The organism is Mesorhizobium sp. WSM4823 (assembly GCF_055811195.1).
On record NZ_JBVVQL010000001.1, the window covers coordinates 307,330 to 330,143 of the forward strand.

At 62.4% G+C, this 22,814-nt stretch carries 23 protein-coding genes and 1 pseudogene; 11 read left to right on the top strand and 13 right to left on the bottom strand.

Features of this window, described 5'->3' with window-relative positions:
- Positions 1-160: 160 nt before the first annotated feature.
- Positions 161-1,027 carry a transglycosylase SLT domain-containing protein gene (locus AC0L26_RS01490; protein WP_473630925.1) on the top strand — a complete coding sequence of 289 codons (867 nt, stop codon included), beginning with the start codon at positions 161-163 and terminating at the stop codon, positions 1,025-1,027.
- A gap of 110 nt (positions 1,028-1,137) precedes the next feature.
- Complete coding sequence (locus AC0L26_RS01495; protein ID WP_473630926.1) at positions 1,138-1,626, top strand: GNAT family N-acetyltransferase; 489 nt, start codon at positions 1,138-1,140, stop codon at positions 1,624-1,626.
- Positions 1,627-1,985: 359 nt separating this feature from the next.
- On the opposite strand, the gene AC0L26_RS01500 is transcribed toward AC0L26_RS01495, so the two are convergent.
- Positions 1,986-2,327, bottom strand: a complete 342-nt coding sequence (locus AC0L26_RS01500) for a hypothetical protein (protein ID WP_473630927.1) — start codon at positions 2,325-2,327, stop codon at positions 1,986-1,988.
- A 197-nt stretch (positions 2,328-2,524) separates the two neighbouring features.
- Here AC0L26_RS01500 and AC0L26_RS01505 point away from each other — a divergent pair, with 197 nt between their 5' ends.
- The 3 genes from AC0L26_RS01505 to AC0L26_RS01515 all read left to right on the top strand — a co-directional run bounded on the left by AC0L26_RS01505 (position 2,525) and on the right by AC0L26_RS01515 (position 4,704).
- Entirely contained in the window at positions 2,525-2,980 is a 456-nt protein-coding gene (locus AC0L26_RS01505; protein WP_473630928.1) for a lysozyme inhibitor LprI family protein, read from the top strand.
- A gap of 320 nt (positions 2,981-3,300) precedes the next feature.
- Complete coding sequence (locus AC0L26_RS01510; protein ID WP_473630929.1) at positions 3,301-4,044, top strand: DUF899 family protein; 744 nt, start codon at positions 3,301-3,303, stop codon at positions 4,042-4,044.
- Positions 4,045-4,152: 108 nt separating this feature from the next.
- Complete coding sequence (locus tag AC0L26_RS01515) at positions 4,153-4,704, top strand: DUF4142 domain-containing protein (RefSeq protein ID WP_473630930.1); 552 nt, start codon at positions 4,153-4,155, stop codon at positions 4,702-4,704.
- A 35-nt stretch (positions 4,705-4,739) separates the two neighbouring features.
- Here AC0L26_RS01515 and AC0L26_RS01520 read toward each other — a convergent pair whose 3' ends face one another.
- A complete protein-coding gene (locus AC0L26_RS01520; RefSeq protein ID WP_354487090.1) occupies positions 4,740-5,060 on the bottom strand; it encodes a DUF1476 domain-containing protein in 321 nt (106 codons plus the stop codon).
- Between the two features lie 476 nt (positions 5,061-5,536).
- Here AC0L26_RS01520 and AC0L26_RS01525 point away from each other — a divergent pair, with 476 nt between their 5' ends.
- The 3 genes and pseudogenes from AC0L26_RS01525 to AC0L26_RS01535 all read left to right on the top strand — a co-directional run.
- The gene (locus tag AC0L26_RS01525) at positions 5,537-5,920 is read left to right on the top strand and encodes a DUF6152 family protein (protein WP_473630931.1); all 384 of its coding nucleotides are present in this window, start codon (positions 5,537-5,539) and stop codon (positions 5,918-5,920) included.
- Positions 5,921-6,385, top strand: a complete 465-nt coding sequence (locus AC0L26_RS01530; protein WP_473630932.1) for a DUF6644 family protein — start codon at positions 5,921-5,923, stop codon at positions 6,383-6,385.
- Positions 6,381-6,663: pseudogene (locus AC0L26_RS01535) on the top strand (Rid family hydrolase); the annotation flags it as partial. The gene AC0L26_RS01530 and the pseudogene AC0L26_RS01535, both read left to right, overlap by 5 nt.
- 1 nt (position 6,664) lies before the next feature.
- Here AC0L26_RS01535 and AC0L26_RS01540 read toward each other — a convergent pair.
- From AC0L26_RS01540 to AC0L26_RS01565, 6 genes are all read right to left on the bottom strand, one after another.
- Positions 6,665-7,153 (bottom strand): hypothetical protein, encoded by a 489-nt coding sequence (locus AC0L26_RS01540; RefSeq protein ID WP_473630933.1) that lies wholly within the window; start codon positions 7,151-7,153, stop codon positions 6,665-6,667.
- Positions 7,150-8,541 (bottom strand): HD domain-containing protein, encoded by a 1,392-nt coding sequence (locus AC0L26_RS01545; protein WP_473630934.1) that lies wholly within the window; start codon positions 8,539-8,541, stop codon positions 7,150-7,152. Before AC0L26_RS01545 ends, AC0L26_RS01540 begins: the two co-directional genes overlap by 4 nt.
- A 122-nt stretch (positions 8,542-8,663) precedes the next feature.
- Positions 8,664-12,161 carry a carbamoyl-phosphate synthase large subunit gene (gene carB / locus AC0L26_RS01550; protein ID WP_473630935.1) on the bottom strand — a complete coding sequence of 1,166 codons (3,498 nt, stop codon included), beginning with the start codon at positions 12,159-12,161 and terminating at the stop codon, positions 8,664-8,666.
- Positions 12,162-12,525: 364 nt separating this feature from the next.
- The gene (locus AC0L26_RS01555; RefSeq protein WP_473630936.1) at positions 12,526-13,449 is read right to left on the bottom strand and encodes an SH3 domain-containing protein; all 924 of its coding nucleotides are present in this window, start codon (positions 13,447-13,449) and stop codon (positions 12,526-12,528) included.
- 279 nt (positions 13,450-13,728) lie between these two features.
- Positions 13,729-14,487, bottom strand: a complete 759-nt coding sequence (locus AC0L26_RS01560) for a metallophosphoesterase family protein (RefSeq protein WP_473630937.1) — start codon at positions 14,485-14,487, stop codon at positions 13,729-13,731.
- Between the two features lie 245 nt (positions 14,488-14,732).
- Positions 14,733-15,089, bottom strand: coding sequence for an ArsR/SmtB family transcription factor (locus AC0L26_RS01565; protein ID WP_473630938.1), 357 nt, complete (start codon positions 15,087-15,089; stop codon positions 14,733-14,735).
- A 194-nt stretch (positions 15,090-15,283) separates the two neighbouring features.
- Here AC0L26_RS01565 and AC0L26_RS01570 point away from each other — a divergent pair, with 194 nt between their 5' ends.
- Positions 15,284-16,462: an MFS transporter gene (locus AC0L26_RS01570; protein ID WP_473630939.1), complete on the top strand. Its 1,179-nt coding sequence runs from the start codon at positions 15,284-15,286 to the stop codon at positions 16,460-16,462.
- Between the two features lie 34 nt (positions 16,463-16,496).
- Here AC0L26_RS01570 and AC0L26_RS01575 read toward each other — a convergent pair whose 3' ends face one another.
- The gene (locus AC0L26_RS01575; protein WP_473630940.1) at positions 16,497-16,955 is read right to left on the bottom strand and encodes a MarR family winged helix-turn-helix transcriptional regulator; all 459 of its coding nucleotides are present in this window, start codon (positions 16,953-16,955) and stop codon (positions 16,497-16,499) included.
- A 218-nt stretch (positions 16,956-17,173) separates the two neighbouring features.
- Between AC0L26_RS01575 and AC0L26_RS01580 the strand changes: the two genes are divergently transcribed.
- Positions 17,174-17,968, top strand: coding sequence for an SDR family NAD(P)-dependent oxidoreductase (locus AC0L26_RS01580; protein WP_473630941.1), 795 nt, complete (start codon positions 17,174-17,176; stop codon positions 17,966-17,968).
- A gap of 179 nt (positions 17,969-18,147) precedes the next feature.
- Here the strand turns inward: AC0L26_RS01580 and AC0L26_RS01585 are convergent, their stop codons facing one another.
- Positions 18,148-18,747 (bottom strand): LysE family translocator, encoded by a 600-nt coding sequence (locus AC0L26_RS01585; RefSeq protein WP_473630942.1) that lies wholly within the window; start codon positions 18,745-18,747, stop codon positions 18,148-18,150.
- Between the two features lie 98 nt (positions 18,748-18,845).
- Here AC0L26_RS01585 and AC0L26_RS01590 point away from each other — a divergent pair, with 98 nt between their 5' ends.
- Entirely contained in the window at positions 18,846-19,715 is an 870-nt protein-coding gene (locus AC0L26_RS01590; RefSeq protein ID WP_473631515.1) for a LysR family transcriptional regulator, read from the top strand.
- 67 nt (positions 19,716-19,782) lie between these two features.
- Here the strand turns inward: AC0L26_RS01590 and AC0L26_RS01595 are convergent, their stop codons facing one another.
- The 3 genes from AC0L26_RS01595 to AC0L26_RS01605 form a co-directional block, all read right to left on the bottom strand.
- Positions 19,783-20,436: a dihydrofolate reductase family protein gene (locus tag AC0L26_RS01595; protein ID WP_473630943.1), complete on the bottom strand. Its 654-nt coding sequence runs from the start codon at positions 20,434-20,436 to the stop codon at positions 19,783-19,785.
- 110 nt (positions 20,437-20,546) lie between these two features.
- Positions 20,547-21,338 carry a protein-L-isoaspartate O-methyltransferase family protein gene (locus AC0L26_RS01600; protein WP_473630944.1) on the bottom strand — a complete coding sequence of 264 codons (792 nt, stop codon included), beginning with the start codon at positions 21,336-21,338 and terminating at the stop codon, positions 20,547-20,549.
- 102 nt (positions 21,339-21,440) lie between these two features.
- Positions 21,441-22,808: an Nramp family divalent metal transporter gene (locus tag AC0L26_RS01605; RefSeq protein WP_473630945.1), complete on the bottom strand. Its 1,368-nt coding sequence runs from the start codon at positions 22,806-22,808 to the stop codon at positions 21,441-21,443.
- Positions 22,809-22,814 lie beyond the last annotated feature (6 nt).

Sequence of the window (22,814 nt, forward strand, 5' to 3'; positions counted from 1 at the left end):
ACGGACGGGAATCCAGTACATATCGAGAACGAGATATCGCATTTTCAGGTGGCGGTTGCCACCCGAAAACCATTCGAAGTCCACAACAGGCTGCGGATTGCCGGGGGAAAGGCGCTGGTGTAAGGATTTTCTTAACAGACGAACCGGACCCGAGCGCGGCTTGCCAGCAAAAATCATCTTTCCCGCGATCGGCGTGATGCTTGCTGCGGCCGGCCTCAGCGGCTGCACCTCGACTTCGCAGACGAAGGCCGTGCCATCCCTGACTGAAACCGCCGCCGCAGCCGGTAGCGATGCCGGCTTTACACTGGTGCTGCCCGACACGGTTTCGGTGCTGCCGGAATCATCCGGCGTCGCGCCCGTCCAGACGGCGGCGCTGACTGTCGATCCCGCCGCGACGCCTGCCCCGCCAGCCGCCTTTGCCGGCCCGACTCCGCTGGCCGCAACTGCACCTGCAGCCATGGCGGCCGATGCCGCGCCCACCAGCGCAGCACCTGTCTATGCGACGGCTGCTGTGGCCATGCCGGTCACTGGCTCGGCAGGCAAGACGATGCCCGGGGTTCAGCAAGCCGCCTATGTCGTGCCTGAGAATCCGTCCGCCCTGCTTTCGACCAGCCCTGCCAAGGAGTACTCGACGGGGCCGCGCGGCGAGATCGAGCGGCTGATCGAGAAATACGCCGCCTTCTATGAGGTACCGGTCGATCTGGTGCGCCGCGTCGTCAATCGCGAGAGCACCTTCAATCCCAAGGCCTACAATCGGGGCCATTGGGGGCTGATGCAGATCAAGCACGCGACTGCGCGCGGCATGGGCTATGACGGGCCGGCGAGCGGGTTGTTCGACGCCGAGACCAATCTGAAATATGCAGTAAAATATCTGCGCGGCGCCTGGCTGGTGTCCGGCGGCAACGCCAAGCGCGCCGACCGACTCTACCAGAGCGGCTATTACTACGACGCCAAGCGCAAGGGTATGCTGGAAGAAACCGGCCTTGGCCGCGACCGTGGTCGGCGTCGCCTGCAGCCCGACGCCTAAAAGCGCGTCGCGTTTGGACGGGTTGATGCAACGGGCTTTTAGGTTCTTGTTTTGATGCATGTCGGTATCGCAAAACCGCTGCGCACTTTTGCGCGACAGGCATAGACGCCATGTCCGAGCCGCGCCCGCCGGCGCCGAACGACGTGAGGCTGCGCAAGATCCTCGATGACACGCTTGCTCCGCCGCGCTGGCCGGAAGGCTTCGTCATGCGCGGCTTCGAGGCCACCGACGCGCTCGCTTTGCATGCGCTGCTGACCACCGTGTTCGACGATGGCGCGGATGGGCCGTTCGACGAATGGTGGTCGCGGATTTCAAGCGACGCGGAATTCGACCCTGCTTTATGTTTCCTGGTCATTGACAGCAAAGGCCGACTGGCGGGCGCGGCGCTGTGCTGGACGCGGGCGTTCGTCAAAGACCTTGCCGTCCATCCCGAGGCGCGCGGCCGAGGTATTGCCGAAGCGCTGATGTGGCACGTCTTCGCCGCCTTTCACGCACGGGGCGCTGCGCATGTCGATCTCAAAACCAACACGGTTGAGAATGCCGCCGCTGTCAGGCTCTACGAGCGGCTGGGGATGTTCGAAGTCGACTGGGCTGGCTAGCGCGGCGGACTCTCAAGTCAAATCGTACCGCCGCTCTATCTCTTTGTTTGAGCATCGGATTTTCCCCAAACCGCTTCGCACTTCTGAGTCCGATGCTCTAGCCCGGCTCCGGTCGGCTGCCCTTACGCCGGGGAAAGTGCATCGTTTGTGAACTGCTTCACATAGGGCGCCGACGGCAAGTGCTAAGACCCTGCCACGCCGTTCGGTCGGAGTACCGAGCGGAGGGTGTCGGAGGGGGCTGCACCGGCATGTGTCAGCCGCACTCCACGGCGGGTCCCGAGGCGGGTCCGGGATCCGCCTCATCGTACGCTACCAAGCACCGCCCGCGAACCTTTCCGTTCCAGCTGCTTTGTTATCGCTCAGACGGGCGCGTTGCCGATCTTCTGCTTGAGCTCGAGCGCCCAGGCCCGGCCTTCGTCGCCGCCCCATAAAAGCCAGCCGATATAGTCGGCCGACGGGTTTTCTTCACTGCCGAAGTTGCGGTCCTTCTTGTCGACCTCATGGCGGTCGAAATAGCTGACCATGCGCTGGATGGTGGAGGGCGAAAGCTTATCGCGGTTCTTGAGCTCGGTAGCCTGCGCAACCCCGAATTCGGTGCCGACACGGCCAAATATGCCGTGCAGCCTGAGGCCCATGGCGGCATTGTCGGCGACGATCTGCGGACAGCGCAGGTCGATTTCGTCATTGTCGGCTTCGCGCATGGTTTTCCCCGATGTGGACCTATCCTCCTGAACGAAAAATGCGGTGAAACGCATCCCGTTCTGCAACGCTATTGCTTCGCAGCCGTCGGCGCCGGCCTGAAAGGAACTGTCCACCATGGCGACAGGCTGCATCTTGCCTGTTTTCGTCGCGCGGCTAGGCTTTGTTACAGCGGGATTTTCGAAATCGGAAAAACACGATGCGGCTTTTGCATTCCAAAACGCGTCTGGCCAAAACGGGTCTGGCCAAAACCGGTCTCGCCACCTTGGTCCTCGCCGTTTCGCTGCTTGCCAACGCGGCGCGTGCCGACGATTGCGCCAACGCGCAGGATCAGGCGACCATGAACGAATGCGCCGGCAAGTCGTTCACCGAAGCCGACAAGAAGCTCAACCACGCCTACAAGCAGATCGAGGGCCGGCTGAAGGACGATGCGGCGTCAAAGAAGCTGCTGGTTAATGCACAGCGCGCCTGGATCGCTTTTCGCGACGCCGAATGCAATTTCCAGGGTGGCCCGCGCGAGAGCGCCGGCAGCATGTATCCGATGGTGGTCGCCGGCTGCCGGGAGGCCGTCACCAACGACCGGCTGAAGGATTTCGAGGGCTACCTCAATTGCCAGGAAGGCGACACGAGCTGCCCGGTGCCGGCGGCGCAGTAGCTTCGGCCGATTGGCAATCGCATATGGGGTCCCCCTCATCCGGCCGCGGAGCCTGTCCTCGGGCTTGCCGGAGGCAAGACCCGTGGGCGTCCACCTTCTCCCCGAGGGGAGAAGAGCTGGCGCCGGCGCTGGCGATCTCCTCTCCCCTCGGGGAGGTCGGATTGCCCTTCGCAATTCGGTTGGCAATCCGGGTGAGGGGGCTTCTGCCGCCCGTGTGCGCAAAATGTCGGAACCGTCCGTCGCCATCCGTCCTTGAGAGGCAAGGCGCGTTGCCGGAACCTTGGCGCGCGTCGTCAAAATCCCCACTGATGGAGATGACGATGATCAGCTTTCCCAACGAATCCGAGGAATACCGCACCGCCCGCGAAACCCTTTTGCAGAAGGAGATCGAGCTGCGCCGCGCCATGGAAGATGTGGCCGTCGCTCGTCGTGCACTGCCGCCGGGCGGGTTGGTTCCACAGGATTATGTGTTCGACGGGCTTGGCGACGACGGCAAGCCGGCTCGCATAAAACTGTCGGAGCTGTTTTCGCCCGGCAAGGACACGCTGATCGTCTACTCGATGATGTTTCCGCGCCATCCTGAGGAGACGCGTGACGTGGCGACGAGCGGCGGCACGGCGAAGCTCGCACGGGCCGATCAGCCTTGCCCGTCCTGCACGGCGCTGCTCGACCAGTTCGACGGCGCCATTGGCCATCTCGAGGCCGCCGGCTTCAACTTCGCGGTGGTGGGCAAGACCGCGCTCGAAAATATGATCACGCTTGGCCGTGACCGCGGCTGGAAGAACATGCGGCTGGTCTCCTCGGCCGGCAACAGCTTCAAACGCGATTACCATGCCGAGGCCGACGACGGCGCGCAGTTGCCTGTCCTGTCGGTGTTTCATCGCCACGCCGAAGGCATCCGCCATTTCTGGAGCTCCGAACTAGGCTTCGCGCCGTCCGAACCCGGCCTGGATCCGCGCGCTGTCGGCACCTGCGAGATCTTGTGGAACCTGATGGATTTCACGCCGGAAGGCCGGCCGAACTGGGACGAGCAGCTGCAGTATGCCGGCGCGTCCTGCCACTGAGGCGGGCTCTGCCTTCTCCCACAAGCGGAAGGGAGGGTGCTCCCTCCGCGCAACCTCATGGCATCTACCGCGTTGAGCCTTCGAGGAGACACAACCCGGAGATTTTCGATGAGACCGCATCTCGCTATTGCCACGCTTGCTTTGCTTGCCGGCGCGCCGGCGGCCTTCGCCCAGTCCACTGCCCCGGCCGACATACCTGCCGTCGACGAGACCAAGGTCGACACCGAGACCTTCTCCAAAACGGCCGCCAGCGCCAACCGGTTCGAGATAGAAAGCAGCAAGCTGGCCGAGCAAAAAAATGTCGCCGCCGACGTGAAGGATTTTGCCGCGCTGATGGTGAGGGATCACACCAAGGCTGGTGAGGATCTCAAGGCAGCTCTGGAACAGAGCCAGACGACGGCCTCGGTGACACCGAGCGGCCCTGCTTTGTTGCCGAAAGACCAGGCGATGCTGGACGAGCTCAAGAAGCTCGATGGCGATGAATTCCAGGCGAAATACATCACCCTGCAGACCGAGGCGCACAAGCAGGCGCTGGCGCTGTTTTCCACCTATGCGCAGTCGGGCGAAGACCCGGCGCTGAAGGAATTCGCCAAGAAGACGCTACCGACGCTGCGGACGCACGAAAAACACGTAAAGGATCTGGTGGCGGCCCATAGCTAGCTGGAGCCAGCAGGGCGGTTCAGACTGAGCGGTGTTCAGCTGGTTTTGATCTGCTCGACCGCGGTCACCAACAGTTCGGCCATGGCGCCGCGAATCTGATGATCGGACTGGGCGACGCCGGCCGCGTCGAAATCGGCGCGTACCTTGCGAAATACATCGTCGTCGCCTGCCTCTTCGAAGTCCGCGCGCACCACCTCTTTCGCATAGGCGTCGGCGTCCTCGCCTGATTTGCCGAGCTTTTCTGCGGCCCACAGGCCGAGCAGCTTGTTGCGGCGCGCCATGGCCTTGAACTTCGTTTCCTCGTCCATCGCAAACTTCTTTTCGAAGCCTTCCTGACGGTCTCTCATACTGCTCATGGTTTGCCTCGTTCAGGGGTTGAGTCTGCGACCTTAATGCGGCGGACAAGAAGGGCGGTGGGTAGGGAACATGGCGTGCATGGATGTCATAAGCAAGACCGGACCGTTCATTCCGCGTGGCTATCGCTTCGGTTTGCGCTGCGCCTCAACGCGCTGCCTTCCTACGCTGGCGATTAGCGAAAGCCGTAGCGACATCCAATCTCCCCCCTTGCGGGGGAGATGTCCGGCAGGACAGAGGGGGGTGTGAAGGATCGCCAACTTTCGACTTCAGCCGTTCCAACCGAAAACAGCTTGAGGGCGTGGCTATAACTGGTTGAGAGGTCGGCGGGACAGCACCCCCCCTCTGCCCTGCCGGGCATCTCCCCCGCAAGGGGGGGAGATTGGCAGCTTCGCCGACTGCCCGTCGCACCGATGTGATTTGACGTTGCCGCGCCGTGACCTACTCTCGAATGGCGGGATGGCCGAGGAGACGAGCGATGCAGTTCAACGGGATTCGGAGCGTCGCGCTGGCAGCGGCAGCGATCCTTGCCGCAGCCACCGCAGCCTATGCCCATCACGGCTGGTCGTGGACCGAGGACGGGTTTTTCGAACTCCGGGGCAAGATCACGGCCATCTATATCGGCAATCCGCACGCCACGCTCGATGTCGACGCGGAGGGAGAACTCTGGCGGGTGGAGATGGCGCCGCCGTCGCGCACCATCGCCGCCGGCTTCACGGAGGAGGTCGCCAAGGTCGGCGACGAGGTGACCGCGATCGGCAACCGCTCGCTCGATGAAAAAGAAAAGCGCATGAAAGCAGTCCGGATCATCGTCGGCGGCAAGACCTATGATGTCTATCCCGACCGTGTGCCGCCGGCCTGAATGGACGGGCTTCTCGCCGGCATCGAGCAACTCGCCTTCGTGCGGGGACTGAAGGCTTCCTTCATCGCCTACCCCATAGTCAACGCGCTGCACATCATGTCGATCGGCGCGCTGCTGACCAGCGTCTGGCTCATGGACCTCAGGATCCTCGGCGCCTTCCGCTCGCTGCCGCAGGCGGCGTTCATCGCGCTGCTGCGCCGTGTGGCGTTGAGCGCGTTCACTGGGGCGCTTGTCACCGGGGCGCTGCTCTTTTCAGTTAGAGCGAGGGAGTATGCGGCGATGCCGATTTTCCTCACCAAGATGACACTCATCCTTCTCGCCGGAGCCAACTTCCTCGTCTTCATGCGGCGCGCAAAAGGTGGTGGCGAACCGGGCGGCGGGACCGTCGCCATCCTCGCGGTGGTCTCGATGGTGTTGTGGACGTCCGTGTTGTTAGCCGGGCGGTTTATTGGGTTTCTGAACTGAGGCGATGGTGCGCGGCGACATCGAAACGCAGACCGAGAGGTCGTTGAAGGCGCTGAGAAACATTGTCTGGAAGTGGCGGGAACCTCGCTCGACAATGTGGTGATGGTGCGCATGTACGCCGTCAATTCCGGCTTCTACAACGCCATCAATCGGGTTATGCCAAGTACTTTTCGACGAACCCGCCGGCACGCAGCCTCGTGCCGGTGGCGTCGTGGCCGATGGAGTTCGATACCGAATGCGTGGCGGTGACGTGTGGGCGGTCTCCGATCGTTCGATGAATCAAACCTTTTCCAATTCACTAAGCAGTTTTTTTGCTTTCTGCACCCTCTCTTGTGTCGATTTATCTTCCTTTCTTTTGATTGTCTCCTTCCATGGATCGTTTTCAAAACCATTTTTGGACAGGAAATCTGCAGTTGCAGCCAATTCTATGGATATCGAATCATATTTCGAAAGGGTCTCTAATATAGACTTTCTTCTATCGTCTTTTTTCTCTTCTTCGGGTTTTAAATTTGACGTAAATACAGCGTATTTGGCTCCGTCTTTCGTTGATTTCCACTCTAGGTTTAAATACCCGAGGGCCTTTGCATCATCCATTCCTATGGAAACTTCGTCACTGTATGGTCCATAGTAATGGTACTCAAAAATGAATTCATTCCCTACGCCAAGCTCCTCAAGAAAGTAGGCCGACTTTTGTAGCCTTGTTTTTCCAACGATTGAGCCGCCGTTCAACGAAACAATTTTTGCGACATAAGAAGCGATGTCACTCATTTTCCCATCCTCCGAATAAGTTCTTCTATCTTCGCCTTTGCTTTTTCATCGCGCACGTACACGCGATAGATCGATTTCTCTTGGAGTGCCCTCACAACATCTGAGCGGTCGCTAAGGTCGTCAGGTCTCGACCCGTCTGCGCGCATGATGTGGATTTTAGAAAGCGCGTCGGGAGAGCCATAACCTCGCCGTTTGTAGGGATTTCGCGATGGTTGATCTTCGAAAATTTCAACCTCGTCGAAATCGCCATTCTCTTTCGCCTTAGTCAATTCAGCGCGAAAGTGAGCAACTGCATTGGCGTCGCCGCGACCTTCAAAGTGGTCAGAAATGTCGAGGGCCTTGTATAATTTTCTGGAGAGCAATCTCTGGGAGAGTTCGCTCAGAATCGCATCCTTAGATTCTGCCATCACGGAAAGGCTGCCCCAAACAACGAAATCGTCGGCCTTCAGATATGAATCAAGGTCGCGATTCTGGACAAAAGTCAGTATCGGATTTCCTTCACTCAAAGCGGTCAACCCGGCGTTTCCTTCAGCGCACAATGTCCCAACCCTACGTAGGACAGCCGACAAAATTTTCTCGGCTGAGCGAGTGGCTTTGTGGAAATATACAGCAAAATAGAGATGGAACAAACCAAGAACGTAAGATTCTGCAGCTTGGAACGCCTTATGGCCCAAAACCAGGCTATCGACGGTCGAATACGTCTCATCGTCAATGGCAAGCGGGATCGATCCAACCTCAAAATTGGCCAATATCCACGAATAATCAAAGCCGCCATGCTTGGCGCCCGTCATCAGCCGGTCACGACGGACATAGTCCAGCCTGTCCGCATCAAATTGACTTGAAACCACTGCGGCGTAGATGTCGCTTGGAGTATCTGCAATTAGGAGCTTCGACACAGCTTCTTGAAAGTCAGCACTGCGCGATCTGAGAGCATTGCCGACCTCGGTATCTCCAAGGATAATATCAGAGGTCCATTGCTCGTGCTTCTTAAGCTTTGGAGGCCCTTTCTCTCCGTTACGCTTTGCATTGTCCTTGTTAAGAAGCTTTATTGCTTCTTCGAATGCGTGACTGAAAGGACCATGTCCTAAGTCGTGCACTAATGAGGCGGCTAACGCGATTTCAGCCTTCTCCTGTTCAAATTTCCCGCCAATCCTATTGGAAATTAATGTCACAAGCTGACGCGCCGTGTGAAATACTCCAATACTGTGTGCGAAGCGGGTGTGAGTTGCGCCTGGGTAAACAAGCTCGGAAAATCCAAGCTGTTTTACGCGCCGGAGACGCTGAAATTCTTTAGTGTCGATCAAATTCCAAAGAAATTGATCGAATTCACCTATGCCAAACTCAATGAGATCGTGTAATGGATCTCGAATCCGTTGAGTTTTTGACATAGCGTGGCGAATCACCCAAGGGCATTTCAGCGGAACATAACAAAGACGCGTGGAAAGTTAAAATTTATAAAATATTTACTTTCGCGGCCACGGGGATCGTGGTGAATTTAGTCTGATCCGCCTCACGCAAAATACTCCTGCAGCGGCCGTACTTCCAAACTCCCCGCCCGCAGCGCCGCGATCGCCTCGGCCACAGCCGCCGCGCCCGACAGCGTCGTATAGTACGGCACTTTCTGCATCAGCGTTGCCCTGCGCAGCGACTTCGAATCCGAAACTGCCTTCTGGCCGTCCGTAGTGTTGAAGACGATCTGGACCTGGCGGTTGCGGATGGCGTCTTCGATGTGCGGGCGGCCTTCCAGCACCTTGTTTATTTTCTCGGCGGCGACGCCGTTCTCGGCGAGGAAGCGCGCAGTGCCTGAGGTGGCCAGCACCTTGAAACCCTGGCCGGCGAGGCGCTTGACCGCCGGCAGGATGCCCTTCTTGTCCTCATCGCGCACCGAGACGAACAGCGTGCCGGAGCGGGGGAGATCAACACCCGCCCCGAGCTGGCTCTTGGCGAAGGCGAGCGCGAAGTCGCGGTCGAGGCCCATGACCTCGCCGGTCGAGCGCATTTCGGGCCCGAGCAAGATGTCGACGCCGGGGAAGCGGGCGAAGGGGAACACGGCTTCCTTGACCGCGATGTGGCCGGGGTTGCGCGGGTCGGGCATGGCGCCGTAATGGGCGAAGGCGTCTTCGAGGCTCTCGCCGGCCATGATGCGGGCGGCGATCTTGGCAATGGGCCGGCCGATGGTCTTGGCGACGAAGGGCACGGTGCGCGACGCGCGCGGGTTGACCTCCAGCACATAGACGGTGCCGTCCTTGATCGCATATTGCACGTTCATCAGGCCGCCGACATTGAGCGCGCGGGCAAGCGCCGCTGTCTGGCGCTCCAGCTCATCGACCAGCTCCGAAGGCAGCGAATGCACCGGCAGCGAGCAGGCCGAGTCGCCCGAATGGATGCCGGCCTCCTCGATATGTTCCAATATGCCGGAGACGAAGGTCGATTTGCCGTCGCAGAGGCAGTCGACATCGACCTCGATGGCGCCCGAGAGATAGGTGTCGAACAGCAGCGGGTTCTTGCCCAGCAGCGTGTTGATCTGGCCTGTTTTGTCGTTGGGGTATTTCTGCTTGATGTCCTCCGGCACCAGGCCGGGCACGGTGTCGAGCAGATAGGTCTGCAGCATGCTTTCGTCGTGGATGATCTGCATGGCGCGGCCGCCCAGCACATAGGACGGGCGCACCACCAGCGGGAAGCCGAGCTCGCCGGCGACGAGGCGGGCCTGCTCGACCGAATAGGCGATGCCGTTCTTCGGCTGGCTGAGGCCGAGCTTGTGCAGGAGCTTCTGGAAGCGGTCGCGGTCCTCGGCCAGATCGATCATGTCGGGCGAGGTGCCGAGGATCGGGATGCCGGCCTTCTCCAAGGCGTCGGCGAGCTTCAGCGGCGTCTGGCCGCCGAACTGGACGATGACGCCGACCAGCTCGCCCGATGCCTGTTCGGCACGCAGGATCTCCAGCACGTCCTCCGGCGTCAGCGGCTCGAAATAGAGCCGGTCCGAGGTGTCGTAGTCGGTCGACACGGTCTCCGGGTTGCAGTTGACCATGATCGCCTCGAAGCCGGCATCGCGTAGAGCGAAGGCGGCGTGGCAGCAGCAATAGTCGAACTCGATGCCCTGGCCGATGCGGTTCGGGCCGCCGCCGAGAATGACGATTTTTTTCCGCGACGAGACCTGCGCCTCGTTGGCGAGCGCGCCGGCGAAGGGCACCTCATAGGTCGAGTACATGTAGGCGGTGGGCGAGGCGAACTCGGCGGCACAGGTGTCGATGCGCTTATAAACTGGATGAACGTCGAGCTTTTCGCGAATCTTTTGAATCTCTTCGACGTCTTTCCTGACCAGGGACGCGAGGCGGGCATCTGAGAACCCCATCGCCTTCAGCATGCGCAGATTGACGGCGTCCTCTGGAATGCCATGTTCGCGGATGCGAGCCTCCATGGCCAAGATGCCTGATATCTGGTCGAGGAACCACGGGTCGATTTTGCACATGGCGTGCACGTCTTCGAGCGAGGTGCCCATGCGGATCGCCTGCGCCACCATGCGCAGCCGGTCCGGCGTCGGCGTGCCTAGTGCGGCGCGGATGGCGTTGCGGTCGTCGGCGTGACTGGCCGCGCCGTGCGCGAGGCCGGGGATCTCGATCTCGTCCAGACCGGTCAGGCCGGTTTCCAGTCCACGCAATGCCTTCTGCAGCGATTCCTGAAAAGTGCGGCCGATGGCCATGACCTCGCCGACCGACTTCATCGCCGTGGTCAGTACCGGCTCGGCGCCGGGGAATTTCTCAAACGCAAAGCGCGGGATTTTGGTGACGACGTAGTCGATCGACGGCTCGAACGAGGCGGGCGTCGCGCCGCCGGTGATGTCGTTCTCCAGCTCGTCCAGCGTGTAGCCGACGGCGAGTTTTGCGGCGATCTTGGCGATGGGAAAACCGGTCGCCTTGGAGGCGAGAGCCGACGAGCGCGAGACGCGCGGGTTCATCTCGATGACCACCAGGCGGCCATCGGCGGGGTTGACGGCGAACTGCACGTTGGAGCCGCCGGTCTCGACGCCGATCTCGCGCAGCACCGCGATCGAGGCGTTGCGCATCATCTGATACTCTTTGTCGGTCAGCGTCAGGGCAGGGGCGACGGTGATCGAATCGCCGGTATGCACGCCCATCGGGTCGATGTTCTCGATCGAGCAGACGATGATGCAATTGTCGGCCTTGTCGCGGACAACCTCCATCTCATACTCCTTCCAGCCGAGCACGCTCTCCTCGATCAGCACTTCGGTGGTCGGCGAGGCGTCGAGGCCGGACTGGACGATCTCGTAGAATTCGGCCCTGTTGTAGGCGATGCCGCCGCCGGTGCCGCCCATTGTGAAGGACGGGCGGATGATGGCGGGAAGGCCGACATGGTCGAGCGCCTGTGCGGCGATCGCCATGCCGTGGCTGATATAGCGCTGCTTGCGGTCGCCTTCGCCGAGGTTCCAGCGCGTTTCCAGTGCGTCGAGCGCGGCGTCGAGGTTTTCGGGCTTCTCGGCCTTCAGCGCGGCGCGCTCGGCCTCATGCGTCTTGCGGTCGGCGTTCTTGACGTCGGTAGCGTTGGCCAGCATCGACTTCGGCGTTTCCAGGCCGATCTTCTTCATCGCCTCGCGAAACAGCGCGCGGTCCTCGGCCTTGTCTATTGCGTTCGCGTCGGCGCCGATCATCTCGACATTGTAGCGTTCGAGCACGCCCATGCGGCGCAGCGATAGAGCGGTGTTGAGTGCAGTCTGGCCGCCCATGGTCGGCAGCAGCGCGTCGGGCCGCTCCTTGGCGATGATCTTGGCCACCACTTCGGGCGTAATCGGCTCGATATAGGTGGCGTCGGCCAGCTCCGGGTCGGTCATGATGGTGGCCGGGTTGGAATTGACCAGGATGACGCGGAAACCCTCTTCCTTCAGGGCCTTGCAGGCCTGGGTGCCGGAATAGTCGAACTCGCAGGCCTGACCGATGACGATGGGGCCGGCCCCGATGATCAGGATCGACTTGATGTCGGTACGTCTTGGCATATCGAGTGTCCGTTCGGCAGGCGGCTTGCACGAAAAACCGGACGGGAAGACCCGGCCGGTTGTGCTCGCGATTCTGGTATCAGGCTAGGAGGGCCTTATAGGGAAGAGTTTTGCCTGATGTAACCCCCTAAAATGCGGGTTCTTGCGAGGCTGCCTGAGCAAACAGGCGCCTCGTTCCGTCGCGCCCCCCTCTGTCCTGCCGGACATCTCCTCCACACGGGGGGAGATCGGCCTTCATCTTTTGACTTCGCCAATCGCCAACCTCGAAAAGGGCGCTGTCGGTGAAACAGCCAATCTCCCCCACGTGGGGAGATGTCCGGCAGGACAGAGGGGGGGCGCTGTCCCTCCGGCGTCCCGAATCTGCCTACCCTCCGGTCGCCAAAGCATCAGGAATCTCGAAGCGCTCCGAAACCCCGACGCGGATCATGTTCAGGGTGCCTTCGCGGGTGAAGCGGAATTCGCCTGATGCATCGGAACTGGCCGGCAGGCCGGCGGCGAAGCTGATGACGCGCGTGCCGCCGTCGGGCCAGGTCACGGTCACGGTGGCCTTGCCGTCGGCCAGGCGCACGGTGCTCACTTGGCAACTGGTCATCGGCTGGCCGACATAGCGCGCGCAGGGGATCTTGCTGGTGGCGCCAGAGGCTGGCGGCCCTGGAGGCTGCAGCCGCGCAACGGTTTGCGCGTCGGCCGGAGGCGCCGCATTGGCGGCGCGGCTCTGGACGGGCTCCGCTGCCGGCGCCTGCATCTCCCCGCTTGACGGGTTTCCGCCCGCCGCGAGCGCCAGGGCGTCCTCGATGGCGGCCTTGCCGATGGCCTCAGCCGCTGTCACTGCGGTTTCGGATTCGGTCGCGCCGAGGCGTGCCGTCAGGTCGGGAAGCGGCTGATCTGCCGTTGCCGGGTTCGAGGCATCGGCTCCAGGGGCCGTGCTTTCGCCGGCCGTTTCGGTACCGTCATCCGGAACGGCAACCGGATTCTCGGGGTTCAGGTAGCGCGCGGGAGCCCATCCGGTCAGTTGCGGATTGTCAATCTCTGCGACCTTGCACCAGCGATAGCCATTGACGTCGTTGCAACCGAGATTGTTCACGCTCGTACCGTTCGGCAGCCGCGCCTTGATCTTGCCCATCGCCGATGCCGTGGCGCGGACGTTCAGGAGGTCGCCTGGAGCGAGGTCGGTCACGATGGAAACGAAAGGCGCCTCCTCGGCCTTGGCCGGCACCAGCGCCGTCAGCAGGAGAGGAGCGGCAATCAGCGCGTACAGCGTCGGTCGGAGCGTAACTGTGCGCCTCATCATTTTGGCCGTGGGCGATAGATGCGTTACCGAGGGCGCGGCCAGGCACCGAAACGCCACCGCATGCCAAGTCGATTTTATAAGGGACGACATGGCGCTATGTAAGCCCGAAAATGCGACCTCGGCATGAAGGCGGTTCAGCCGGGCATGAGGCATTGAGCTCGTGCCTTGCTCAGCCTGGCATGAACGCGGAACGCGTTCAGCCCGGGGTATGAACTCGTTCCTCGTTCAACCCGGTATGAGGCAAGTTCAGCCGGGCGGCATGAACGCGTTCCGCGTTCAGCCTGATATAAATCCGGTGCGTAGCGCGTGGGCCCATTCCGGCCGTCCCGCCTGTTCGGCCTGTCGCGCTGCTGCCTCATGGTCATAGTCGACGGCGATGGCCTCGAAGCGGTCAGGACGGCCCGGCTCGCCCAGCTCGACGATGCCGTAGCGAGCATGCGGAGAGCCTTGCTCGGAGACATGCGCCGGCGGGGTCGAATCGTCGTAGGCGGGGCAGCCGATGCTGCCCGGATTGAAGACGACCGGGCCGTCGGGGATACGGATCAGTTCGCTGCGGTGGCTATGGCCGCACAGCACGATGCGGCAGGCGGGATCGAGGGCGGCCAGCCGTCGCTTGATAGCGGCCAGCGGTGCGCGCACCAGCTGGCCATCGGCTATCGTGTCGGTCAGATATTTTTCGTCGTGGTCAGGCCGGGCATGGAAGGCGGTTATTCCCGGCGCGATCTCCAGCGTGAGGGGCAAGGCGAACAGCGCCTCGCGCTGCGCCGCCGTCAGCCGCCCCTGCGCGTAGCGGTCGGACGGCCACATCTGGTCGTCGGCCGGGTCGACGGCGACGCGGCGGTCGTGATTGCCGCGCACCGTCGGCAAAGCGAGCGTTTCAAGCCGCTCCATGGTTTCGCGCGGCCAGAGCGGGCCGGAGACGCAATCGCCGAGATTGACGACAAGGTCTGCCCCGCCACGCTGCTTGAGATCGGCGAGCACGGCATCCAGGGCGAGGACGTTGCCATGGATGTCGGCGAGGACGGCAATGCGCATTGGGAGCTCCGTGGGTTGATTGGTCGGGTAGAGCGGGACTTTGCAGGACTTGGTTTCCTCGCCCCCACAAAAGTTGGGGGAGAGGTGGCTCGGCGAAGCCGAGACGGAGAGGGGGACTGCGCCGACTTCTGAATGCTCTAGACCAACCTTTCCCCCGGTATGCCACTTCGGAGGCCCCCTCTCCGACCGCTTCGCGGCCACCTCTCCCCCGCATAGCGGGGGAGAGGAACCCAAGTCCTGCAAGGCTAGGCCGATACTTCAACCTCGTGGCCGCCGACCGCGGGCAGCGCGGTATCGTCGACGGCAGCGGCAATGACGCTGTCGAGCAGGCCCGGAAAGCGGGCGTCGAGGTCGTCGCGGCGCAGTGTGATCAGCCGGCTGGTGCCGACCACCTCGGCGCGAGTGACGCCGGCCTCGCGCAATTTGGCCAGGTGATAGCTGAGATTGGTCTTCGAGCCGAGATCGAGGAACTGGCTGCAGTTCAGCGGCACGCCTTCCTTGCTGGCGAGATAGCGCACGATGGCCAGCCGTGTGGGATCGCCAAGCACGGCAAGCACGTTCGGCAGGCTGATCTGATCGGCGGTGGGATGAGGCAGGGTCATGCCCAGGAATTAAGCGCAATCGGGGCTGATTTCAACGCATCTCCTCCTTTGGCGAGTACACACGGTTCCTACGTTCATGCCCTATCCTGACACCGGGTTGTCAGCAGGGGTCAGCTATTTTCGCGAGGCTTCATTGACACCATGCCCCATAATGTACAATTGTTCAATAAGTTTTGAACTAAGGATCTGTTGCCATGGACAAGCGCCTTATCTGGCTTGCGCTCGGGTCGTTCACGATCGCGACCGAGGGCTTCGTCATTTCAAGCCTGTTGCCCGACATCGCAGCCGACGCCGCCATCTCGGTTCCACTCGCCGGCACGCTGATTACCGCCTTCGCGCTCGCCTATGCGCTCGGCACGCCGATCCTGGCGACGCTCACCGGCGAATGGGACCGGCGGCGCGTCATCTTGTGGACGCTGGTGTTTTTCGTGCTGGGCAATCTGGCGGCGGCGCTGAGTTCGTCGTTCGAATTGCTGCTGATCGCCCGCATCGTCATGGCGCTGTCGTCCGGCCTGTTTGCCGCGACGGCGCAAGGGACGGCCGTGGCGCTTGTCGATGATCATCACCGCGCCCGCGCCATTGCCGTTGTCGTCGGCGGCACCACGGTCGCAGTGGCGGTCGGCGCGCCGCTCGGCGCGCTTGTTGCCACGGTTGCCGGCTGGCGCGGCACGTTCTTTGCCATCGCCGGGCTCGGCGCGTTGGCCGGCGCTATCCTGTGGTACCGGCTGCCGCGCGGCATCGTCGGCACCAAGCTGCCGCTCAGGCAGCGGCTGGCCGCAGCCCTTCGCCCCGGCGTGCCATCGATCCTGCTGACCACGCTTTTGGCGCTCACCGGCGCCTTTACGGTCTTTGCCTTTGTCGCGCCGCTGGCCATCGAAGGCGGCGGCCTGAGCCCGATTGCGCTGCCTGGCATGCTGCTTGCCTTCGGTGTCGGCGCCGTCATCGGCAACATTGCCGGCGGGCAGGCGGCCGACCGCTTCGGCGCGACGCGCACCGTCAGCTGGTCGCTGGCGCTGAGCGCGGTGATGCTGGTCATGCTTTCGGTCATCCCGGCATTCCTGCCGCACAGCATCGCCGGGCCGGCGCTGATGGCCATGATGGTGCCATGGGGTATCGTCGGCTGGGCCTTCCCGCCGGCGCAGGCGAGCCGCATCATCAGGCTGGCACCCGATGCGGCGCCCATCGTGCTGTCGCTCAACGGATCGGCGCTCTATCTCGGCGTGGCGCTGGGCGCCGTCGTCGGCGGTGCGGTGTTGCGCTATGGCGCGCCGGCCGATCTCGGCCTGGTCGCGGCAGTGTTCCCGATCCTCGGGCTTGGCGTCATGCTGGCCGGCCACCGGGCCGCCCGGGCGGTAGCCATGCCGGCCGAATGAATAAAGTTTTGGCTACCGCCGACCGTCCGAGACCTCAGGGCGCTGCCGGCGGTATACCGAAATCCAGCGCGGCGATGTCGTCCAGCGCCGCTCGCAGCTTTGCCGCCTGCTCCTTGCCGACCATGTCCTCAAAACGCTGCTGGGCGACGCGCCACAGCTTCATCGCCTCATCGAGCTTGATCAGGCCCTGCGGCGTCAGCCGCACGCGCTTGATACGGCGGTCGTCCGGATCAGTGAAGGTCTCGACATAACCGTCGCGGATCAGCGGCTTCAAAGTATGGCCGAGCGCCGACAGGTCCATGACCAGGGCCGCGGCGATGGCGCCCATGGCCGGCTCGTCGCCGATATGGATCTGGTAGAGCAGGCCCTGCTGGGTGGCCTTCAGACCCGACGGGGCGACCACATCGTCATAGAACTGACCAAGCTTGCGCGTCGCGCGGCGCAGCACGGCGTTGTTGCAAAGGGTCAGGCCCGGAAGGGGGTCTTTCGACATGATAGGTCCTCGGCGACGGCGACATGATGCCGGTTCGCTGCCTTACAAATAATCCCCGCGTCAATCATTGACAAGATAGTGGCATATACCTACTTCGCAAACAGTGGCATATGCCACTAAGTGAATCGCACGGCTTACCGGCAAGGCGAGGGCCGTCGCCCACCGTGCCTCCAGCCGGTTCGAAGCGAAGCAGATCAAACCGAAAAAGGAACAGGACAATGAGTGTACAGAGCAACAAGGGCACGGCGGTTGTCACCGGCGCCTCGTCGGGCATCGGCGCGGTTTATGCAGACCGGCTGGCGGCGCAGGGCTATGATCTGGTGCTGGTGGCCCGGCGTGCCGATCGGCTCGAGGAACTGGCCGGCAAGCTGCGCGCCGAATACGGCCGCAAGGTTGGCGTGATCAGCGCCGATCTCGCCGACGACGGCGATTTGCGTCGTGTCGAGCAGGTGATATCGGCCGACGACAGCGTAACGCTGCTGGTCAACAATGCCGGCCTTGGGGGCGCGCAGGTCGTGGCAACGGCCGACGCCGATGTGGCGGAGCGGATGATCAAGGTCAATGTCATCGCCTTGACACGCTTGACGCGCGCGGCGCTGCCGGGACTGCTGTCGCGCAACCGTGGCGCTATCGTCAACATCGCTTCGGTGCTGGCGTTCGACACCTCGTTCGGCGGCATCTACAGCGGCACCAAGGCCTATGTCGTCAACTTCACCGAGGCCTTGCAGCGCGAAATCGCCGGCACGGGGGTGAAGGCTCAGGTGGTGCTGCCAGGGGCCACGCGAACCGAATTCTGGGAACTTGCAGGCAGCGATATCGACAGCCTCCCGAAGGAGATCATCATGACCGCCGACGATCTGGTGGATGCAGCACTTGTCGGCCTTGCCAGGGGAGAAGCCGTCACTGCACCAGCGCTTGCCGATGCGGCCAAGCTGGACATCTTCCTTGGCGCTCGGCAAGCCTTCTACGGCAGCTTGCATGCCGACAAACCAGCGGCACGCTACGCGGCGTGAGGGTCGAGGTGGGATTGGCGCCCTCGCAGAATTTGAGTTCCTCGCCCCACGTTGGTGGGACGAGGAATTCAAGCGTTTAGAGCGGTTCAGCTTTTGATAGAATCGCTGACCCGCTCTAAGTGTTTTTTTTTTACGCAATTCCGAACGGAAAACCGCTACGCACTTTTCCTGGAATTGCTCTAGGCTGGCCGCCACATCGGAATGATCGAGGCGGCGAGCAGCAGGCCGAGCACGATGTTGAGCACTCGCCACTGTCGCTCGGTTCTAAGCAACCGGGCGAGCAGCGTGCCGGCCACACACCAGGCCGACAGCGACAGCGCGGCTGCCAGGCCGAAGATTGCGCCGAGCAGAAAGGCAAGCTGCAGCGGTCCGTCGGCGAGTGCGGCAAACGACGCCGCCGCCCCCAATCCCATCGCCCAGCCCTTGGGGTTCATCCACTGCAGACCGGCGCCACCGAAAAAGCTGTTCGGCTTTGCCATGGTCACGTCCAGATTGGGTGGGCCGCTGCGGCCGATCTTGAAGGCGAGCCAGATCAGATAGAGCGATCCGGCTATCTTCATCGCCAGTTGCAGGGACGGAGCCGCCGCCAGCAGGCCGGCGAGCCCGGCCGCACCTGCCGCGGCCACCGTGGCCAGGCCGGCTGCACTGCCGGCCATCAGCGGAACCGAGCGGCGAAAGCCGAACTGCGCCCCCGACGCTGTCGACAAGGTCGTGGCCATGCCGGGCGTGGAGGTCGAGACCAGCGCAAACAGGACGAGCGGAAAGATGGCCTCAAACATGCTGTTTCCTCTGTTGGGAATCCGGCATGCTAAGCATTGTCATGCATCATTAAATGCAATGTTTGCAATGGTTGTCATTAGAGAATATAATGCCAATCATGATCCGCAATCTCGACACGGCCTTGGTCCGGACCTTCGTCACCGTCGCCGACAAGGCCAGCATGACGGCGGCGGCGAACGCGCTGCATCTGACGCAGGGCGCCGTCAGCCAGCAGATCAAGCGGCTGGAGGAGGTCCTCGGCTGCAGCCTGTTCGAGCGCGACCGGCGCGGGCTGCGGCTGACCCGTTCCGGCGAACGGCTGTTCGGCAAGGGCAAGCGCCTGCTTTCGCTCAATGACGAGATCTGGGCCGAGATGGCGACCAGCGCAGTTGCCGGCGAGGTGCGGCTCGGCGTGCCGTTTGATCTGGTCGGCACCATGCTTGCGCCGGTGCTGAAGACCTATGCCGAAACCTATCCGCAGGTCGAGATTTCGCTGGTCTGCGCTTCGTCGCCGGAGCTTGCGGCCGCCCTGGCGGCTGGCACGATAGACCTTGCCGTAATCGAAGAACCGATCGGTCCGTCCACCGGCGAATGTCTCGTCATCGACCGGCTGGTCTGGGTCGGCGCCAGAGGCGGCATAGCGCGCCGCAAGCGGCCTTTGCCGGTTTCGATGGTGGCGGACACCTGCGCCTTCCGCCCGGCGGTGCTGGCGGCGCTCAACGAGCATCGGCTGGAATGGCGGACCGTGTTCGAGAACGGCAACCTCGACGCGACGACGGCGACGGTGCGTTCGGACCTGGCCGTCACGACCTGGCTGGCCTCCACCGTGCCTGGCGATCTCGACATTCTATCCGCCGATCCGGAGCTGCCGGCCTTGCCGAATTTCTCGATCAATTTGCATCTGCCGAAGCATGGTGTCGGGCCGGCGGCGCGGGAATTTGCCGCGTGTATCCGCGACGGGCTGGCGCGGCGGCAACAGGCGGCGTGATCGGCAAAATGGCAAAGGGACGGCCGGTGTCGGCCATCCCCTTGTTGTTGAGGAAGTGCGCGGTCGTCTATTTCCAGGTTCGGCGTCTCTCGATCTCGGCTTCGGACGGCTGTTCCTGGGCGAAGGACCCGGTCTTGATCTCACCGCCACGTTCATAGGTCGCCATGATGACGCCGGTGGTCGATACCTGTGAGCGGCTCAGCTTGAAGGCCGCCGGAATTGCGCCGCTGCCGAACAACCGCTTGCCCTTGCCCAGCACCAGCGGGAAGGTCAGCAGGCTGATCTGGTCGATCAAGTCATTGGCGAGCAAGGTCTGGATGAGTTCGCTCGATCCCTGGATGAGCAGGTCGGGGCCGTCCTCCTGCTTGAGCTTGCGCAGTGCGGCCACGACGTCGTCGCCCAGCCACCGGCTGTTTTGCCACGACAGCGTATCGGGCCGGTGCGTTGCCACATATTTGGTGGCGGCGTTGAAGCTGTCGGCGATCGGACCGCTCTTCTGGTACGGCCAATGCGCGGCGAAGATGTCGTAGGTCTTGCGGCCGAGGAGCAGCGCGAAGGGTTTTGCGAAGGTCTCACCAATAAAGGCGCCCCCGACGTCGTCCCAGTAATGGAACGTCCAGCCACCGAATTCGAAGCCGCCGACCGGGTCTTCTTCCGGCCCGCCAGGCGCCTGCATGACGCCGTCGAGGCTGACGAATGTCGCAGTGATGATCTTCCTCATTGGATTCTCCCTTTTTCATTATCCGTGCCGTTTAGGCCGGAGTTCGGCCAAAGGACGCGCGAAAGGACGCCTGTCCGACAGCGGCCGGAAAAATTTCCGGCATTCCGGTTTCACGAAGGCCCGATGCTCCGCGACGAGAACCAGACGTCGCCGATGACGGCAGTGGCGGTATTGTCCGGTGCCTTGTCGGCCGTCAGCCAGATCGAGCGGCTGCGCGCCGCCTTTTCGCGATTGGGGATTTTCGTCGCGGAGCTTGCGAGCGAGGCGCCGATGCAAGGGATGAACCATGACCGCATGAACGGATCGCAGGCAAAACCCTGTTCGGTGTGGGTCACCATCACCGCGAGGCCAACGCGCTCGGCCGGACGCCACGGAAAGACCATGCGGCCGCCGGGTTTCAGCGCCTTCAACCACTCGGCCGGGGGAGCCGCGACGCCGGCATTGACATAGATGATGTCGGACAGTGGCAGGCCGCCGATGACCGCATCGCCATGGATAACGGTGACCTTGTCATAAGCTTTGAGATTCTTTCTCGCGCGGTCGGCGAGACTGGGTTCCAGTTCGAAGGCAGTGACTACGCCGCCCGGCGAAACCAGCTGTGCCAGCAGAGCTGTGTAATAGCCGGTGCCTGCGCCGACATGGGTGACGGTCTCGCCGGGTTTTGGCGCCACCTTGCCGATCCACACGGCGTGCAGAAACGGCTCGCCATTGTTGATGCCCTTATCAGCGTCAAGCGCTACCAGCACGTTCTGATAGATGTGTACGGGATCGGCGCTCGGCGTTTCGACCTTGCCGTCGCCGGCAACGACCGTCCACGGCCCAGGCCCGAGAAAGGCTTCGCGCGCCACCGCGGCGAACACGTCTTCGAGACGCGGATCGGCCGAACCTGCATTGGCGGCCATCAGTCGCGCGTAGAATTTTCGGGCTTCGGCAATCCGCGTCATGGCCTGGCAAGATAGCGCGGATTGACGATTTGTCGCGTCCGTCCTGGCTGAAAGAAGCTTTCAGCCAATGCCGGCGACGGTGTCGTAGAGCAGCTTGAAGTTGAGCACCAGGATGAGAGCGGCGACCGCCCAAGCCAGCGCCGCCACGGCGCGCGAAATGGCGAGATTGCCCATCTTGCGCTTGTCGGAGACGAACTGCACCAGCGGCACCACCGCGAAGGGGAGCTGCATCGACAGGATCACCTGGCTAAAGACGAGGAGCTGGCCGGTTCCCTTCTCGCCATAGAGCGCGGTGACGACCACCACCGGGATGATGGCGATGCCGCGCGTCAACAGGCGGCGCGCCCACTGCGGGATGCGCAGGCGAAGAAAGCCTTCCATCACGATCTGGCCGGCGAGCGTCGCCGTCACCGTGGAATTCAGGCCGGAGGCAAGCAGCGCCACCGCAAACAGGATTGAAGCGATGCCGAGACCAAGCAGCGGCGAGAGAAGCTCGAAGGCCTGACCGATCTCGGCGACGTCGTGATGGCCGGTGCCGTGGAAGGCCACCGCCGAGACGATCAGGATGGAGGCGTTGACGAACAGCGCCAATATCAAGGCGATGGTCGAGTCTGTGGTCGCCCATTTGATGGCGTCGCGCTTGCCTTCATCGGTGCGCTCATACGCGCGGGTCTGCACGATCGAGGAATGGAGATAGAGATTATGCGGCATCACGGTGGCGCCGATGATGCCGATGGCGATGTAGAGCATCGCCGGGTTGGTGACGATCTCCGACGACGGCACGAACATGGAATGCAGGATCGAGCCGACCGGCGGAGCGGCGGCGAAGATCTGGATGGCGAAACAGCCGAAGATGATGATCAAAAGCGCAACGATGAAGGCCTCGAGGTAACGGAAGCCCCTGTTCATCAGCAGCAGAACGAGGAAAGCGTCGAGGGCGGTCAAGACGGCGCCGCCGATCAGCGGAATTCCGAACAGCAGCTGTAGCGCAATCGCAGTGCCGATGACCTCGGCCAGATCGCAGGCGATGATGGCCAGCTCGCAGGCGATCCACAGCATGAAATTGACCGGCCGCGGATAATAGGCACGACAGGCCTGGGCGAGGTCGCGACCGGTGGCGATGCCGAGTCTGGCGGCGAGCGCCTGCAGCAGGATCGCCATCAGGTTCGACAGCATGATGATGAAGAGCAGCGTGTAGCCGAACTGGGCGCCGCCGGCGAGGTCGGTCGCCCAATTGCCAGGGTCCATGTAGCCGACCGAAACCATGTAGCCAGGGCCCATGAAGGCGAACAGCCGACGAAACCAGACCCCGGACTGCGGCACGGCGATCGAGGCGTTGACCTCGCGCAGGCTCGGCTGCTCGTCGTCTTCCGGCCGGGCAAATCGCCACATCGTTCGGGATGCTGCTCCGGCTTCGGTTTCTGACATTGGGGG

What these genes read in the sequence shown, in the direction of transcription:
- AC0L26_RS01555 (WP_473630936.1), bottom strand. Translation starts at nt 13,449, where the DNA reads ATGAGGCGCACAGTTACGCTCCGACCGACGCTGTACGCGCTGATTGCC.
- AC0L26_RS01580 (WP_473630941.1), top strand. Translation starts at nt 17,174, where the DNA reads ATGAGTGTACAGAGCAACAAGGGCACGGCGGTTGTCACCGGCGCCTCG.
- AC0L26_RS01505 (WP_473630928.1), top strand. Translation starts at nt 2,525, where the DNA reads ATGCGGCTTTTGCATTCCAAAACGCGTCTGGCCAAAACGGGTCTGGCC.
- AC0L26_RS01605 (WP_473630945.1), bottom strand. Translation starts at nt 22,808, where the DNA reads ATGTCAGAAACCGAAGCCGGAGCAGCATCCCGAACGATGTGGCGATTT.
- AC0L26_RS01565 (WP_473630938.1), bottom strand. Translation starts at nt 15,089, where the DNA reads ATGACCCTGCCTCATCCCACCGCCGATCAGATCAGCCTGCCGAACGTG.
- AC0L26_RS01500 (WP_473630927.1), bottom strand. Translation starts at nt 2,327, where the DNA reads ATGCGCGAAGCCGACAATGACGAAATCGACCTGCGCTGTCCGCAGATC.
- AC0L26_RS01520 (WP_354487090.1), bottom strand. Translation starts at nt 5,060, where the DNA reads ATGAGCAGTATGAGAGACCGTCAGGAAGGCTTCGAAAAGAAGTTTGCG.
- carB (WP_473630935.1), bottom strand. Translation starts at nt 12,161, where the DNA reads ATGCCAAGACGTACCGACATCAAGTCGATCCTGATCATCGGGGCCGGC.
- AC0L26_RS01595 (WP_473630943.1), bottom strand. Translation starts at nt 20,436, where the DNA reads ATGAGGAAGATCATCACTGCGACATTCGTCAGCCTCGACGGCGTCATG.
- AC0L26_RS01525 (WP_473630931.1), top strand. Translation starts at nt 5,537, where the DNA reads ATGCAGTTCAACGGGATTCGGAGCGTCGCGCTGGCAGCGGCAGCGATC.
- AC0L26_RS01590 (WP_473631515.1), top strand. Translation starts at nt 18,846, where the DNA reads ATGATCCGCAATCTCGACACGGCCTTGGTCCGGACCTTCGTCACCGTC.
- AC0L26_RS01495 (WP_473630926.1), top strand. Translation starts at nt 1,138, where the DNA reads ATGTCCGAGCCGCGCCCGCCGGCGCCGAACGACGTGAGGCTGCGCAAG.
- AC0L26_RS01510 (WP_473630929.1), top strand. Translation starts at nt 3,301, where the DNA reads ATGATCAGCTTTCCCAACGAATCCGAGGAATACCGCACCGCCCGCGAA.
- AC0L26_RS01600 (WP_473630944.1), bottom strand. Translation starts at nt 21,338, where the DNA reads ATGGCCGCCAATGCAGGTTCGGCCGATCCGCGTCTCGAAGACGTGTTC.
- AC0L26_RS01545 (WP_473630934.1), bottom strand. Translation starts at nt 8,541, where the DNA reads ATGTCAAAAACTCAACGGATTCGAGATCCATTACACGATCTCATTGAG.
- AC0L26_RS01540 (WP_473630933.1), bottom strand. Translation starts at nt 7,153, where the DNA reads ATGAGTGACATCGCTTCTTATGTCGCAAAAATTGTTTCGTTGAACGGC.
- AC0L26_RS01515 (WP_473630930.1), top strand. Translation starts at nt 4,153, where the DNA reads ATGAGACCGCATCTCGCTATTGCCACGCTTGCTTTGCTTGCCGGCGCG.
- AC0L26_RS01585 (WP_473630942.1), bottom strand. Translation starts at nt 18,747, where the DNA reads ATGTTTGAGGCCATCTTTCCGCTCGTCCTGTTTGCGCTGGTCTCGACC.
- AC0L26_RS01530 (WP_473630932.1), top strand. Translation starts at nt 5,921, where the DNA reads ATGGACGGGCTTCTCGCCGGCATCGAGCAACTCGCCTTCGTGCGGGGA.
- AC0L26_RS01570 (WP_473630939.1), top strand. Translation starts at nt 15,284, where the DNA reads ATGGACAAGCGCCTTATCTGGCTTGCGCTCGGGTCGTTCACGATCGCG.
- AC0L26_RS01560 (WP_473630937.1), bottom strand. Translation starts at nt 14,487, where the DNA reads ATGCGCATTGCCGTCCTCGCCGACATCCATGGCAACGTCCTCGCCCTG.
- AC0L26_RS01575 (WP_473630940.1), bottom strand. Translation starts at nt 16,955, where the DNA reads ATGTCGAAAGACCCCCTTCCGGGCCTGACCCTTTGCAACAACGCCGTG.